At 64.4% G+C, this 14,854-nt stretch carries 13 protein-coding genes and 1 tRNA gene; 10 read left to right on the top strand and 4 right to left on the bottom strand.

What is annotated here, in order from left to right; genetic code table 11:
* Positions 1-99 precede the first annotated feature (99 nt).
* The 5 genes from topA to rpmG all read left to right on the top strand — a co-directional run bounded on the left by topA (position 100) and on the right by rpmG (position 7,085).
* A complete protein-coding gene (gene topA, locus H7A85_RS16355) occupies positions 100-2,796 on the top strand; it encodes a type I DNA topoisomerase (RefSeq protein WP_182087035.1) in 2,697 nt (898 codons plus the stop codon).
* 5 nt (positions 2,797-2,801) lie between these two features.
* Entirely contained in the window at positions 2,802-5,075 is a 2,274-nt protein-coding gene (rnr, locus tag H7A85_RS16360; RefSeq protein WP_182087036.1) for a ribonuclease R, read from the top strand.
* The gene (locus H7A85_RS16365; protein WP_182087037.1) at positions 5,072-5,482 is read left to right on the top strand and encodes a DUF983 domain-containing protein; all 411 of its coding nucleotides are present in this window, start codon (positions 5,072-5,074) and stop codon (positions 5,480-5,482) included. The genes rnr and H7A85_RS16365 overlap by 4 nt, the downstream gene beginning before the upstream one ends.
* A gap of 64 nt (positions 5,483-5,546) precedes the next feature.
* Positions 5,547-6,740 (top strand): MFS transporter, encoded by a 1,194-nt coding sequence (locus H7A85_RS16370; RefSeq protein ID WP_182087038.1) that lies wholly within the window; start codon positions 5,547-5,549, stop codon positions 6,738-6,740.
* Between the two features lie 177 nt (positions 6,741-6,917).
* Positions 6,918-7,085 (top strand): 50S ribosomal protein L33, encoded by a 168-nt coding sequence (rpmG, locus tag H7A85_RS16375; protein ID WP_182087039.1) that lies wholly within the window; start codon positions 6,918-6,920, stop codon positions 7,083-7,085.
* Between the two features lie 341 nt (positions 7,086-7,426).
* On the opposite strand, the gene H7A85_RS16380 is transcribed toward rpmG, so the two are convergent.
* A complete protein-coding gene (locus H7A85_RS16380) occupies positions 7,427-7,798 on the bottom strand; it encodes a response regulator (RefSeq protein WP_182087040.1) in 372 nt (123 codons plus the stop codon).
* 137 nt (positions 7,799-7,935) lie between these two features.
* On the opposite strand from H7A85_RS16380, the gene H7A85_RS16385 reads away from it, so the two are divergent.
* Both H7A85_RS16385 and H7A85_RS16390 read left to right on the top strand, forming a co-directional pair.
* Positions 7,936-8,226, top strand: a complete 291-nt coding sequence (locus tag H7A85_RS16385) for a DUF3572 domain-containing protein (RefSeq protein WP_182087041.1) — start codon at positions 7,936-7,938, stop codon at positions 8,224-8,226.
* Positions 8,223-8,924: a hypothetical protein gene (locus tag H7A85_RS16390; RefSeq protein ID WP_182087042.1), complete on the top strand. Its 702-nt coding sequence runs from the start codon at positions 8,223-8,225 to the stop codon at positions 8,922-8,924. Before H7A85_RS16385 ends, H7A85_RS16390 begins: the two co-directional genes overlap by 4 nt.
* Positions 8,925-8,962: 38 nt before the next feature.
* On the opposite strand, the gene dnaE is transcribed toward H7A85_RS16390, so the two are convergent.
* Complete coding sequence (gene dnaE / locus H7A85_RS16395) at positions 8,963-12,562, bottom strand: DNA polymerase III subunit alpha (RefSeq protein WP_182087043.1); 3,600 nt, start codon at positions 12,560-12,562, stop codon at positions 8,963-8,965.
* A gap of 79 nt (positions 12,563-12,641) precedes the next feature.
* On the opposite strand from dnaE, the gene H7A85_RS16400 reads away from it, so the two are divergent.
* Positions 12,642-12,854: a hypothetical protein gene (locus tag H7A85_RS16400; RefSeq protein ID WP_182087044.1), complete on the top strand. Its 213-nt coding sequence runs from the start codon at positions 12,642-12,644 to the stop codon at positions 12,852-12,854.
* A 5-nt stretch (positions 12,855-12,859) separates the two neighbouring features.
* Here H7A85_RS16400 and H7A85_RS16405 read toward each other — a convergent pair.
* Positions 12,860-12,944: transfer RNA gene (locus H7A85_RS16405), tRNA-Tyr, on the bottom strand.
* A 156-nt stretch (positions 12,945-13,100) separates the two neighbouring features.
* Here H7A85_RS16405 and H7A85_RS16410 point away from each other — a divergent pair.
* Positions 13,101-13,946 carry an RNA methyltransferase gene (locus H7A85_RS16410; RefSeq protein WP_182087045.1) on the top strand — a complete coding sequence of 282 codons (846 nt, stop codon included), beginning with the start codon at positions 13,101-13,103 and terminating at the stop codon, positions 13,944-13,946.
* Here the strand turns inward: H7A85_RS16410 and H7A85_RS16415 are convergent.
* Positions 13,943-14,143, bottom strand: coding sequence for a hypothetical protein (locus tag H7A85_RS16415; RefSeq protein ID WP_182087046.1), 201 nt, complete (start codon positions 14,141-14,143; stop codon positions 13,943-13,945). The two genes, H7A85_RS16410 and H7A85_RS16415, sit on opposite strands and share 4 nt — an antisense overlap.
* Before the next feature lie 160 nt (positions 14,144-14,303).
* Between H7A85_RS16415 and H7A85_RS16420 the strand changes: the two genes are divergently transcribed.
* On the top strand, positions 14,304-14,843 hold the full coding sequence (locus tag H7A85_RS16420) for a TRAP transporter small permease subunit (RefSeq protein ID WP_182087047.1): 540 nt from the start codon (positions 14,304-14,306) through the stop codon (positions 14,841-14,843).
* Positions 14,844-14,854 lie beyond the last annotated feature (11 nt).

The following is a 14,854-nucleotide window of genomic DNA, read 5'->3' on the forward strand; positions in this document are numbered from 1 at the left end:
CGCCGGGGTTGACCGGCGCGTTCGGCCTGTCCATGTGAACGCAGCAGATTCTAAAGGCAGCCCTTCGTTCGGCCGCCCGTTCCTCAGGACCGTTCGCCCATGGAAGTGGTCATCGTCGAGTCGCCGGCTAAAGCGAAGACGATCAACAAATACCTTGGCAGCAACTACAAGGTGCTCGCCTCGTTCGGACATGTGCGTGACCTTCCCGCCAAGGACGGGTCCGTTCGCCCGGACGACGATTTCGCGATGGACTGGGAGGTCGACAAGCCCTCGCAGAAGCGCCTTGCCGAGATCGCGCAGGCCCTGAAGGGCGCCGACGCGCTGGTTCTGGCAACCGACCCGGATCGCGAGGGCGAGGCCATCTCCTGGCACGTGCTGGAGGTGCTGCAGCAGAAGAAGGTGATCAAGGACAAGCCGGTCAGCCGGGTGGTCTTCAACGCCATCACGAAGAAGGCCGTGCTGGACGCGATGGCCAATCCGCGCCAGATCGACGTGCCGCTGGTGGACGCCTATCTCGCGCGCCGCGCGCTGGATTATCTCGTCGGCTTCACGCTTTCGCCGGTCCTTTGGCGCAAGCTTCCGGGAGCCCGTTCGGCCGGCCGCGTCCAGTCCGTGGCGCTTCGGCTGGTCTGCGACCGCGAAGGCGAGATCGAGCGCTTCAAGACCGACGAATACTGGCAGATCGCCGCCCGTCTATCGACGCCGCGCGGCGACGACTTCACCGCGCGGCTCACCGCCTTCGACGGCCAGAAGCTCCAGCGCTTGTCGGTCGGCAACGAGGCCCGTGCCTTCGAGATCCGCGACATGCTGAACGGCGCGTCGTTCCGGGCGCTGTCGGTCGAGGCGAAGCCGACCAAGCGCAACCCGAGCCCGCCCTTCACGACGTCCAGCCTCCAGCAGGCGGCATCCGCCAAGCTCGGCTTCGGCGCCTCGCGCACCATGCAGGTGGCGCAGCGCCTCTATGAGGGCATGGATATCGGCGGCGAGACCGTGGGTCTCATCACCTATATGCGAACCGACGGCGTCCAGATGGCGCCCGAAGCGATTGCGGAAGCCCGCAAGTCGATCGCCTCGACCTTCGGCGAACGCTACGTGCCGGAGAAGCCGCGCTATTACTCGACCAAGGCGAAGAACGCCCAGGAAGCGCACGAGGCGATCCGCCCGACCAGCTTCGACCGCCACCCAAAGGAGATGGAACGCTTCCTCGACCGGGATCAGGCGCGCCTCTACGATCTGATCTGGAAGCGCGCGATCGCCAGCCAGATGGCCTCCGCCGAGATCGAACGCACGACGGCGGAGATCGAGGCCACGGACGGCACCCGCAACGCGCTCCTACGCGCGACGGGATCGGTTATCCGGTTCGACGGCTTCATCGGTGCCTATCAGGACCACCGCGACGATTCCAAGGCGCCGACCGAGCAGGCCGACGATGACGATGAAAACGCACGCCTGCCGGAAATCGCGGCCGACGACAAGTTAAAGCGCATAGCCGTCGATCCGACGCAGCACTTCACCGAGCCGCCGCCGCGCTATTCCGAAGCCTCGCTGATCAAGAAGATGGAAGAGCTCGGCATCGGCCGTCCCTCGACCTATGCCGCGACGCTCCAGACGCTGCAGGACCGAGAATATATCGTCCAGGACAAGCGCAAGCTCTTCCCCGATTCCAAGGGCCGCCTCGTCACGGCCTTCCTACACAACTTCTTCGAGCGGTATGTCGAGTACGACTTCACCGCCGATCTGGAAGGCAAGCTCGACGGCATCTCGGCGGGCGAGCTTTCGTGGAAGGACGTTCTGCGCGACTTCTGGCGCGATTTCTCGGCCAATGTCGACAACACCAAGGAACTGCGCGTCACCGACGTCCTCGACGCGCTGAACGAGGAGCTCGCACCGCTGGTCTTCCCGGACCGAGGTGATGGAAGCGATCCGCGCGCCTGCCCGAAATGCGGCGAAGGACGCTTGAGCCTCAAGCTCGGCAAGTTCGGCGCCTTCGTCGGCTGCTCGAACTATCCCGACTGCGGCTACACTCGCCAGCTCGGCTCCAACCTCCAGGCCGAAGCCGTGGACGGCGAAGGGCTGAACGAGCCGAAGGAACTGGGCGTCGATCCAGAAACGGGCGATCCGGTCACGCTGCGCTCGGGCCGCTTCGGCCCCTATGTCCAGCGCGGCGAGGGCAAGGAGGCCAAGCGCTCGTCCCTACCCAAGGGCTGGCAGGTCGCCGATATCGACTTCGAGAAGGCGCGTCAGCTCCTGTCGCTTCCGCGCGAGGTCGGGACGCACCCGGAGACCGGCAAGCAGATTCTGGCGGGGCTCGGGCGCTACGGGCCGTTCCTTCAGCACGACGGCGCCTATGCCAATCTCGAGACCATCGAGGACGTGCTGACGATCGGTCTCAACCGTGCCGTCACGGTCATCGCCGAGAAGAAGGAGCGCGGCGGGCGTGGGCGATCGACGCCGGCCGCCATCGCCACGCTCGGCGAGCATCCGACGATCGGCGGCGCCATTACCGTTCGCGAAGGTCGGTTCGGCCCCTATGTCAATGCCGGCAAGGTCAACGCCACGCTGCCGCGCGGCAAGGATCCGGCGAGCGTAACGCTGGAGGAAGCCATTCAGCTTCTGACCGAGCGCGCCGAGAAGACGGGGACTAAGGTCAAGAAGGCTCCGGCCAAGACGGCAGCCAAGGCCGCCAAGCCGGCGGCGCGAAAAACTGCGACCAAGGCGACGAAGAGCGACGACGCCAAACCCGCCAAGGCTGCGAAGCCCGCGGCGAAGACACGAGCGAAAGCAAAGGCGGACTGATCCGAATGGCAAGACGAGCGAAACCCGACCACGAGGCTCGCTCGTTGAGCAAGGAGGCCGTTCTCCGTTTTCTGGCGGAAAACCCGGGTCGCTCCACCAAGCGCGATCTCGCCAAGGCGTTCGGCGTGAAAGGCGACGAACGCTACGTCCTGAAGGACATCCTGGCGGACCTGCAAGCGGAAGGCGTTCTGGAGGGCGGCCGCAAGAGCTACCGGCGGCCGGGCGAGCTTCCGAGCGTCGCGGTTCTCGAGATTCGCGGGCGCGACGACGACGGCGGCCTCCTGGCGACGCCCGTCGAGTGGGACGAGGACGAGCGCGGTCCACGTCCGCGTTTCGCTGTCCGTTTCGGCTCGCAGGGCGCGACCGCCGGGGTCGGCGACCGGATCCTCGCGCAGCTGAACTACGACGATCCGGACGCACCGAGCGCCTCGATCATCCGCAAGCTGGAGCGCCGCACGGCGCGCGTTCTCGGCGTCTTCCGCCAGACGCCGGGCGGCGGCGGCCGGATCGAGCCGGTAGAACGCCGGCAGCTGGAATATGTGGTACCGGCGGGCGCCGCAGCCGATGCGCGCGACGGCGACCTCGTGGAGATCGAGCCGGCGCAGCGACACCGGAGCGGGTTGCCGAGCGGATCGGTGGTCGAGGTCATCGGCTCGCTGAAGACCGAGCGCGCGATCTCCACCATCGCCCTCCACGCCCACTCGATCCCTCACGTGTTTCCCCGCGCGGTTCTCGACGAGGCCGAGCGCGCGGGTGCGGCGACGATGGATAACCGCGAGGATTGGCGCGAACTGCCCCTCGTCACCATCGACCCGCGCGATGCGAAGGACCACGACGACGCCGTGCATGCTGCGCCGGACGAGGACCCCGCCAACCTGAGCGGCTTCGTCGTCACCGTCGCGATTGCCGACGTGTCCTGGTATGTGCGCCCGGCCACCAAGCTCGACGCCGAAGCCAAGTTGCGCGGCAACTCGGTCTACTTCCCCGATCGCGTCGTGCCGATGCTGCCCGAGCGCATCTCCAACGACCTTTGCTCGCTGCGCGAGGGCGTGGACCGCCCGGCCCTCGCCGTCCGCATGGTATTCGACGCTCAAGGGGATAAGCGCCGCCACCAGTTCCACCGCATCATGATGCGCAGCCACGCGAAGTTCGCCTACGAGGACGCGCAGGCCGCGATCGACGGAGCATCCGACCTCGCCGAACCCCGCTTGGTCGACACCGTGCTCCGCCCGCTATGGGCCGCCTACCACGCGCTGACGCAGGCGCGCATCCGAAGGCAGCCTCTCGACCTGGATCTTCCCGAGCGCAAGATCGTCCTGAACGCCGAAGGCCGTGTCGATCGGGTCATCGTTCCGCCGCGCCTCGACGCGCATAAGCTCATCGAAGAGATGATGATCCAGGCCAACGTCGCGGCGGCGGAGACCCTGGAGCAGCGGAAGCAGTCTCTGATCTATCGCGCTCACGACGCGCCATCGATGGCGAAGATGGAGGCGCTGCGCGATTTCCTTCGAACGCTCGAACTCCCCCTCGCCAAAAGCGGCAACCTGCGCCCGGCCCATTTCAACGGCATCTTGTCGGCCGTCCGCAACTCCGAGCACGAGAGCCTGGTGAACGAGGTCGTCCTGCGATCCCAGAGCCAGGCCGCCTACTCGCCGGAAAATATCGGCCATTTCGGCTTGAACCTCATGCGCTACGCGCATTTCACCTCGCCCATCCGCCGCTACGCCGATCTCATCGTCCATCGTGCCCTGGTCACCGCGCTCGGGCTCGGGGCGGGCGGGTTGAGCGAGGCGGACGAGGCCGATCTGGAAAAGACGGCCGAAAGCATCAGCCAGGCCGAGCGGCGCGCGATGGCCGCCGAGCGAGATACGGTGGACCGGCTGATCGCTCAGCACCTCGCCGAGCGCGTCGGCGAGGAGTTTTCCGGGCGCATCACCGGCGTCACCAAGGCTGGCCTCTTCGTTCAGCTTCCCGCCTTCGGCGCCGACGGATTCGTGCCCATCTCGACGCTCGGACGCGACTACTACCACTACGACGAAGCGGCTCACACGCTGGTCGGCGAGCGCACTCGGCTGGGCTATCGCTTAGGGGACACGGTCGATGTCAAGCTGGCGGAGGCGGTTCCTCTTGCCGGCTCGATGCGGTTCGAGATGCTGACCGATCCGCGCGAGCTTCCGGCAACGACCGGTTCGTTCCACAAGGTGCGTGGGCGCGTCGATCGATCGGGTCGGAACCGGCGCGCGAAGAACGTGGCCGGAAAGGTTCGAAAGAAGCGATGAACGCTCCCCTAGAGCGCGAACCGGTCGAGCGTCGCGACACGGTCCAGGCGATGTGGCGCGGCTTCCGGATGCGCTGCCCGCATTGCGGGAAAGGCCGACTGTTTCGTGGGTTCCTCAAGAGCGTTGATCGTTGCGACGAGTGCGGCGAGACCTACAGCCATCACCGCGCCGACGATCTGCCGCCGTACCTGACCGTCTTCATCGTCGGCCATATCGTCGTTGCCCTCTTCATGGGAGCGGAGGAATGGGCCGATCTGTCGCTGGCCGCCCATCTCGCGATCTGGATTCCGGTCACCCTGATCCTCTCGCTCGTGCTTCTCCAGCCGTTGAAGGGCGCAACGATCGGCCTGCAATGGGCCGTCCGCATGCATGGTTTCGGGGGCGAGGTCGAGGATGTTCAACACTGACGAACGCAGCCGGGCCGTCGGATCGCTGGATCAAGCGACGCCGCGGAATGCTTGACGCGATCGCATGAGCGGCCTGAGCGTCAACCCGTCGCGTCAAACGTCAGACCCAGTGGGCGACTCGATCGATTGGATCGGTGTGGCTGCCGCCATAGCGTCCATCACGGCGGTCGGTCTCGCCCTTGGTCTCGGCCTTCCGCTTCTCAGCGTCGTTCTGCAGGATCGCGGCATTTCCACGAGCCTCATCGGCTTGAACACGGCTGTCGCCGGGCTCGCCTCGCTTCTGGCCGCCCCGAGCGCGCCGTTCCTCGCCAGGCGGCTGGGCGTACGCGCGACGATGTTCATCGCCATCGTCGCCTCCAGCCTCGCCGCGCTCGGGTTCTACTGGCTCCAGCCGTTCTGGACGTGGTTTCCGCTCCGACTGGTTTTCCATTTCTGCAACACGCTGATGTTCGTCCTGTCGGAGTTCTGGATCAGCGCCGTTTCGCCGCCGCGACGACGGGGAATGATCCTCGGGATCTACGCCACCGTCCTCTCGATGGGTTTTGCTGCCGGTCCCTTCGTCTTCTCCCTGGTCGGAAGTGGTGGGCTACTTCCCTTCGGCATCGTCGCGGGCGTGATCCTCGCTTCCTCCGTACCACTGTTCTTCGCAGGCCGCTCGCAACCGCGGATCGAAGGGGAAAGCCATGCCTCCTTCCTCCGCTTTCTATGGGCTGTACCGGCGGCCACCTGCGCCGTCTTCGTGTTCGGCGCGGTGGAAGCCGGCGGACTGTCGTTGTTTCCGATCTATGGGCTGGCGATCGGCTTCACCGAGGTCGATGCGGCCCGGCTTCTGACGGCGATCGGCCTTGGAAGCGTCGTCCTCCAGATGCCGCTCGGGTTCCTGAGCGACCGAGTGAGGGATCGCCGACGACTGCTCCTCGGCTTTGCCGCCATCGGCATGATCGGCTCGTTGCTCATGCCCATCATCGGGGCGAACGGCTTCCTGCTGGCGATCGTCCTGTTCGTCTGGGGCGGCGTCGTGGCGGGCCTCTACACGGTCGGTCTCGCCCATCTCGGCTCGAAACTGTCGGGAGCAGACCTTGCGGCGGCCAACGCGGCGTTCATCTTCTGCTATGCGCTGGGCATGCTGGTCGGGCCTCAGACGCTCGGCGCGTCCATGGATCTCTTCGGTCCCTTCGGCTTCGCCTACGTGCTGTCGGCGCTCTTCGCGGCCTATCTTGTGGTGGTGGGGACACGCGCGCTGCGCCGAACCTCTTGACTTGCGCGCCGCCATGCGTAGTGTCCGCAGCGATAGCCGGGTCGGTCCTTCCGCCCCGTCGAGTCCTGCGATCCGGGGCTCGAAGCTTCTTGAACCCTGCTTCGCCTGCATCGTGCGGATGGCCCATCGCCGCTTCGCCCCGTGCGGGTTTCGACCTTTGTAGACGGACGGACCGATATGGCCAAGGCAACCACGATCAAGATCAAGCTGCTCAGCACCGCTGACACCGGCTTCTTCTACGTTACCAACAAGAACTCGCGTACGATGACCGACAAGATGGTCAAGACGAAGTACGACCCGGTCGTGCGCAAGCATGTCGAGTTCCGTGAGACCAAGATCAAGTAAGCCATTCAGGCTTGCCGATACCAAAACGCCGCCCTTGAGGCGGCGTTTTGCGTTTGGGTCGTTCGTTGAAGGTCGGTGGAGATCGAAGTGGTCGGCCGGCGGTTCGATCACGGTACGAGGACACCGTTATCGATCGAACGCCGACCGACCGCCCCACGGGACCCAGGAGATGCGGCGGACCTGAGCATTCCATGGGGAAACTGAAGGGAATCGCTTGTCTGCGTCCCATATATCCCACGCCCTGAGACTTGCCGAGAATCGCACGGGAATCAATCCGCTCACGCATTCTCGCCCATGATCTTTTCATGAATAGTTAAGCATGCCGGTCACCCAGATCGGCGTCAGGCATCGGCCAGAAACGACTTGATCGTCTCGATGAACTTCATGACCGAGATTGGCTTCGAGATATAGGCTTCGCACCCGCCCTGCCGGATGCGCTCCTCGTCTCCCTTCATGGCGAAGGCGGTCACCGCGATGACGGGGATCGAGCGGAGGTCCGGGTCGGCCTTCAGCTTCTGGGTCACCTCGAGCCCCGAAATCTCCGGCAGCTGGATATCCATCAGAATGAGATCCGGCCGGTGCTCGCGTGCGAGATCCATGGCGGTCAGGCCGCTGCGCGTTTGAACCGTGCGGTAGCCGTGCGCCTCGATAAGGTCGCGGAAGAGCTTCATGTTCAGCTCGTTGTCTTCCACGATCATGACGGTCTTGGTCATGGGCACAACCTTCCTACCGGAGGCCGTCGGCGTCCGTTCCTGTCATGGTTCGCCAAAATTCGCGTAATTTGATTTAACAAAGGTGGATTGCAGGGAATCGACGGGTGGAGGTTGGACGCATGGTTAAGAGAGGCTTCATGTCTGGTCCCGAACCGGAAGACGATGCGTCCACTCTCGCCATCGACGCCCTCTCCTACATCGCCTCTGACACCGTCCTGTTCAATCGCTTCCTGCGGCTGACGGGGCTGGAGCTCGAGAACCTGCGCCAGGCCGCTGGCGAGCCGGCCTTTCTGGCAGGGGTTCTCGACTTCGTCATCGCCGACGAACGCACTCTGACGGACTTCGCAGGGCATGCCGACATCGAGCCCAATCAAGTTCTGGCAGCCCGCCGCGCATTTGGAACGACCTACGCGGAATGGCAGCAATGAACCGCGCTCCGGCAACAGCCGGTCCCCCGGTCGCGGACCTGCCGCAGACCCATCCCGGCTTGATCGTTCTCGATATCGACGAGGTGGTGCTTCACTTCATCGATCCGTTCTGCCGCCTTCTCGAAGAGCACGGCGCAAAGCTCCACTTCGACAGCTTTCGCCTGACCGGAAACGTAAGATCGCTCTCCACTGGCGCCGCTCTGACGGGACACGAACTCGACGGAATCACCGAGCAACTCTACGCCGAGCAGGAGGATCGACAGCCACCGGTGGCCGGCGTTGCCGAAGCGCTAGGGCGATTGTCCGCCGATGCGGACATCATCTTCCTGACCGCGATGACCCCGCGCTTCTACCTCCAGCGCCGACGGCTTCTCGACGCGATCGGACTGCGCCATCCGATGATCGCGACCGAGCGGTCGAAGGGTGCGCTGATTGCGGAACTGGCCGAACGCTGGTCCGGCCCGCTTGCCTTCGTCGACGATCTACCGCCCAACCTCGAAGGCGTGCGGCGAAGCGTTCCTCGCGCTCGCCTTGTTCATCTCATGGCCAACGCGGAATTTCGTCCGCACCTGCCGCCGATGCCCGCGGGCACGGTGCAGGTCGCGGATTGGACCGAAGCCGAGAGCGTCCTGCGCAATGCCATGCAGGGCAGCGTCGCTGACGACCCTCTACCGCTCGCCCACGCATACCCGTCATAGCCGATCCGCTGACGAGGTAAGCCGCCAGCGGCCCGCCCTTATACCAGCTCCACCTCGATCACACCGGGTGACGCCTTGATCGCGCTCGCGAGTTGTGGCGAGACGCGGAACTTGCCGGGAAGCGCGATCTCCACCTCCCGCTCGTCCTCGTTGCGAAGGAGGATCAGCGAGACTTCGCTGTCGCCGCCGGGACGCAGCTGACTGCGGACAGCGGCAAAGGGCTTGGCGTCGCGCATCACGATGCGAAGCGCCTTCTGCATCTTCTCCGCTTCATCCTCGAGCGAATGGACCGATGCGGCGCGAAGCGAAATGCCCTCCGGCCGATCCTCCGCCGAAACGGTGACGATTACCGAAGCGCCCGGCTCCAGCATGTCGCGGAACGCGATCAGCGTTTCGGTGAACAGGACGATTTCGTACTGTCCCGTCGGGTCGGACAGTTGGACGATGCCGATCTTTCCGCCCGTCTTGGTCTTGCGCTCCTGGCGCGAAGTGACAGTGCCGGCGAGACGACCTGCCGATTGCCCTTTTCGCACCCCGGCGACGACCTCAGCATAGGATTGCACCTTCAAGCGCTTCAAGGTCGCGCTGTATTCATCCAGCGGATGCGCCGAAAGATAGAAGCCGATCGCCTGAAACTCCTTCAGAAGGCGCTCCGCCGTGGTCCATCCCTGCGATTCCGCCAAGCGGAGTGGCTCCGGCCCTGCGTTCGCGCCGCCGAACATGTCGTGCTGGCCGGACGTGCGTCCGCTTTGCGCGAGCGACGCATAGGCGGCCAGCCGCTCCAGATTGCCGCACAGGCGCGCGCGGTCGTGGCCGAAGATGTCGAGCGCGCCGGCACAGATCAGGTGCTCCAGCGTGCGCTTGTTGACGATCTTCGGATCGATGCGGGCGAAGAAGTCCTCGAGACTCGTGAACTCGCCACCCTCCAAGCGCTTCGCCACGATATGCTCGACGGCCTGCTCGCCGACGCCCTTGATGGCCGCGAGCGCGTAGATGATCTTGCCGTCCTCGACCTCGAACGCCTTGTGCGAAACCTGAACGGACGGCGGGATGACGGGGATGCCGAGCCGTTTGGCGTCGAGGCGGAAATCGTTGAGCTTGTCCGTGTTGCCCATATCGAGCGTCATCGACGCGGCCAGGAACTCGACCGGGTGGTTCGCCTTGAGATAGGCCGTCTGGTACGACACGAGCGCGTAAGCCGCCGCGTGGCTCTTGTTGAAGCCGTAGTCCGCGAACTTCGCCAGAAGATCGAAGATCGTGTTGGCCTGCGCCTTCTTGATCCCGCCCTTTTCGCAGCCCTCGACGAAACGGACCCGCTGCACGTCCATCTCGGCGCGGATCTTCTTGCCCATGGCGCGACGCAGGAGATCGGCCTCGCCGAGCGTATAGCCGGACAGGACCTGGGCGATCTGCATCACCTGTTCCTGATAGACGATCACGCCTTGCGTTTCGCGCAGGATCGGCTCGATCTTCTCATGGATGATCTCGACTTCTTCCTCGCCGTGCTTGCGCGCGTTGTAGACGGGAATGTTCTCCATCGGGCCGGGGCGGTAGAGCGCGACGAGAGCGATGATGTCCTCGAAGCAGTCCGGACGCATGCCGATCAGGGCCTTGCGCATGCCGACCGATTCCACCTGGAACACGCCGACCGTCTCGCCGCGCGTCAGGAGATCGTAGCTGCGCTTGTCGTCGAGAGGCAGCGCACCGAGATCGATGGCGATGTCGCGCCGGGCGATGAGATCGACGGCCGTCTTCAGGGTCGTCAGCGTCTTGAGGCCGAGGAAGTCGAACTTCACGAGGCCTGCCTGCTCCACCCACTTCATGTTGAACTGGGTAACCGGCATGTCGGAGCGCGGATCGCGATACATCGGCACGAGGCGCGACAGTGGCCGATCGCCGATCACGATGCCGGCGGCGTGCGTCGAGGCGTGGCGATAAAGACCCTCGAGTTTCAGCGAGATCGCCAGAAGGCGATCCACCACCTCTTCCGATTTACGCGCCTCCTGCAGGCGCGGCTCGTCCTCCAGCGCCTGAGCCAGCGTGACAGGGTTGGCGGGGTTCTGCGGCACGAGCTTGCAGAGCTTGTCGACATGGCCGTAGCTCATTTCGAGCACGCGGCCGACATCGCGTAAGACGGCGCGCGCCTGCATCGACCCGAAGGTGATGATCTGCGCGACCTGCTCGCGGCCGTACTTCTCCTGCACGTAGCGGATAACCTCCTCCCGCCGGTCCTGGCAGAAGTCGATGTCGAAGTCGGGCATCGACACGCGGTCGGGGTTGAGGAAGCGCTCGAACAGAAGCGCGAAGCGGAGCGGATCGAGGTCGGTGATCGTCAGCGAGTAGGCGACGAGAGACCCCGCGCCCGAGCCGCGGCCCGGCCCCACGGGAATGCCGTTGGCCTTGGCCCATTTGATGAAGTCCGACACGATCAGGAAGTAGCCGGGAAACTTCATCCGCTCGATGACGGACAGTTCGAATTCCAGACGTTCGCGATAGATTTCGACCGTCTGCCCGGGGGCGGGGCCGTGCGCCGCCAGTCGCGCCTCCAAGCCCGTCTCGGCCTGACGGCGAAGTTCGGCGGCCTCCGCAAGCTCGGCTTCCATCGCATCGGCATCGGCGCCGGCGAAACGCGGCAGAATCGGCTTGCGAGTGCGCACGCGGTAGGAGCAACGACGCGCGATCTCGACGGTGTTCTCGATCGCTTCGGGCAGGTCGGCGAAGAGCTCGACCATCTTGTCCTGCGACTTCAGGCAATGGTCCGCCGTCAGCCTGCGGCGATCCTCATGGCTGACGAGCCGGTTCGCCGCGACGGCGATCAACGCGTCGTGCGCGTCGAAGTCCTCGTCGCAGAAGAAGAACGGTTCGTTGGTCGCCACGAGCGGTAGCCCGAACTCGTAGGCAAGAGCGACCGTCTCCGCCTCGGTGCGGCGCTGCCGCCCGGCATGGCGTTGAAGTTCGACATAAAGGCCGTCGCCGTAAAGACCCGCCAACTGCTCCAGCCGCGCGCGAGCGATCGCAGGTTGGCCCGCAGAGATCGCCGCGCCGATCGGCCCGAGCGGACCGCCGGTGAGAACGATCAACCCTTCCGTGCGCCCGGCCAGCCAACCCACCGGCACGTGAGGGCGCACGTTGCCGTCGTGCGCGAGGTAGGAGAGTGAAACGATCTCGACGAGATTCTCGTATCCCTTCTCGGTTGCAGCAATGAATGCCACCGCCCCGAACGAATCGAAGCCCGAGCGGTCGCGCGGATTGGCTTCCACGTCGGCGAAATCGAGATCGAGCTGGCAGCCGATGATCGGCTGAATGCCCGACTTCGCGGCCTTCTCCGAAAATTCCAACGCGCCGAAGAGGTTGTTGGTGTCGGCGATGCCGATCGCCGGGGCGCCATCCTTCTTCGCGAACTTGACGATCTGATCGGTGCGAAGAGCGCCTTCGAGAAGCGAGAAGGCGCTGTGGACTCTTAGGTGAATGAACCTCGGCGGAGCGATCGGTTCGATATCTTCGGCCACGACGATCTCCTCGAGCGGCGGCGCATCGTCCTCGAACGGTTCGCCGTCATGCCGAAGGTAGCCGGTGTCGTCGTAGTACGACTCGGCAGGGCCTTCGACGTCAGAAGATTCGTCAGTGTTCCAATTCATCGGGGAGAGTCCAGCCCATGATCTTGGGATCGGCGCACCCCCGAGCGCCCATCCCCAACAATTGTGTCAGACGAGATGAATGACCAAGGCAAAGCCGGCGAGAAATGCGGATAGCGCGGTCAGCGAAGCGAGTTCCTTGACGATCAGCATCGTGTTCCCCTTTCGTTCCTATGTTCCTTTTTTGTTCCTAATTGGGGGTGATGTCAACGCGGATTTGCACGATCTCATTCGAGACGACGAATATCGACGCGAGAAATTCAATTCGATCGAAGACGGGATCAAGGGAACGTAGCGGGATGGTGGAGGGAGTTGGATTTGAACCAACGTAGGCTAAGCCAACGGATTTACAGTCCGTCCCCTTTAACCACTCGGGCATCCCTCCAGGGCACCCTGCGCTCTTGGCGCTGGAGAACCGTTCGGCCGTGCCGTCCGGTTCGAGCGGCGTTATGGCGGGCCTCCCGATTCATGTCAACACGTTAGGCCACCTTCTTTGTGTGGGACCGCTTGCGGCTTTGCGCCGCTGCTTTAAAGCGATGACATGAGCGACAAAACCAAGACCCATACGCCCAAGGATTCCCACTACGCGCGTCTTCGTCGCGCGCATCGCGACCAGAACGTCGCCGGCGAGGCAGCACGACCCGTCAAGCCTGCCAATCCCGGACGTCCGGCACCGCCGGACCGCGTTCGGCTTTACGGCCTTCATACCGTCCAGGCTGCCCTTGGAAATGCTCGACGTCGGCACCTTCAACTCTACGCGACGCGCAACGCGCTGAACCGGCTCGAGATCGATGAGGCGGCCCTGCCCTGCCCGCTCGAAATCGTCGAGCCGCGCTTCCTCGACCAGGAGCTCGGGTCGGATGCCGTCCATCAGGGGATCCTTCTCGAGGTCGCCCCGCTGGAGCCATCCCGCCTTGCCGATCTCGCCGAGAGCGACCTCGTTCTCGTGCTCGACCAGGTGACCGACCCGCACAATGTCGGGGCCATCCTGCGGTCGGCCGTGGCGTTCGGCGCGTCGGCCGTCATCACGACGTCGCGCCACTCGCCGCAGGAGTCCGGCGTTCTGGCAAAGTCCGCGTCCGGCGCGCTGGAATTGATCCAGTACGTGCAGGTGACAAACCTCGCCGACGCTCTCATTGAACTCGCCCAGCAGGGATACCGGACGATCGGCCTCGATTCGGCCGGCGAAAACGAGCTGGAAATCTCGCTGGATGGCCGCCGGCTGGCGCTGGTTCTAGGGTCGGAAGGCAAGGGTCTTCGGCAGAAGACGCGCGAGACGGTCGATGTCCTCGCCCGCCTCGAAGTGCCCGGTGCCATCCGTTCGCTCAACGTGTCGAACGCTGCGGCGGTCTCACTCTATGCGGCGCGCCGATACCTGAGGTCCTAACCGCCGCTTCGACGCAGGATCGCGGCGGCGTAGACCTCCTCGAGCGAGCGAAGTGACGCCTCTTCGACCCCGCGAACCCCGTCCTTCGCCGCGTCCTGTTCGCTCAGCCGTTGGAGGAGGAGAAGCTCGAAGCGCAACTCACCGGCGAGCCTGCGCACCTTTTCCGTTTGTCGCTCGATACGTCGAGAGGGCGACATGTGTTCGCTCCAAAACGGCCATTGCGGCGAATCCGGGGAGTTGCTGTGGCCGGAAAACAATGGCCATGCCTGCGTTTGCTGTCGTAGGCCAGAGGGGCGCAACGGGTTTCGTCGATGAAGACCTGCATCGGCAGGCCGCGATCCCTCGCACGGAGGCGTCATGGGGGGACTTCTGGCTTTCAGCCGAGCGATCGACAAGTTGAGCGCAGGCTTCGCCGTGCTGGCGGACTACATGGTTCTGATCGCCGTGCTCATCAGCGCCGGAAATGCGATCCTCCGCTATACGCTCAACATCAGCTCCAACGGGCTTCTCGAGATCCAGTGGTATCTCTTCGCCGGCATGGTGCTGCTCGGCGCCTCCTACACGCTCCGGCTCAACGAGCACGTTCGCGTAGATCTCCTGTATTCGGCGCTGAGCACCAAGGGCCGGCTTCTGGTCGATATCTTCGGCTTCGTGGTCCTCTTCCTTCCGGTGATCGGCTACCTCTTCAGCCTGACGTTTCCGTTCTTCTGGCGCTCCTTCATCAGCGGCGAAGGGTCGATGAACGCGGGCGGACTGATCCTTTGGCCCGCCAAGGCCACCCTGCCGCTCGGTTTCGGCCTTCTCTTCCTGCAGGGAGGGTCCGAACTCATCAAGCGCTTCGCCGCGCTGGCCGGGCTCATCACCATCGAGACCAAGTACGAAAAGCCGCTGCAGTAAGCGCGGGCCGC

This window comes from Aureimonas sp. ME7, assembly GCF_903970965.1.
Classification (GTDB): domain Bacteria; phylum Pseudomonadota; class Alphaproteobacteria; order Rhizobiales; family Rhizobiaceae; genus Aureimonas.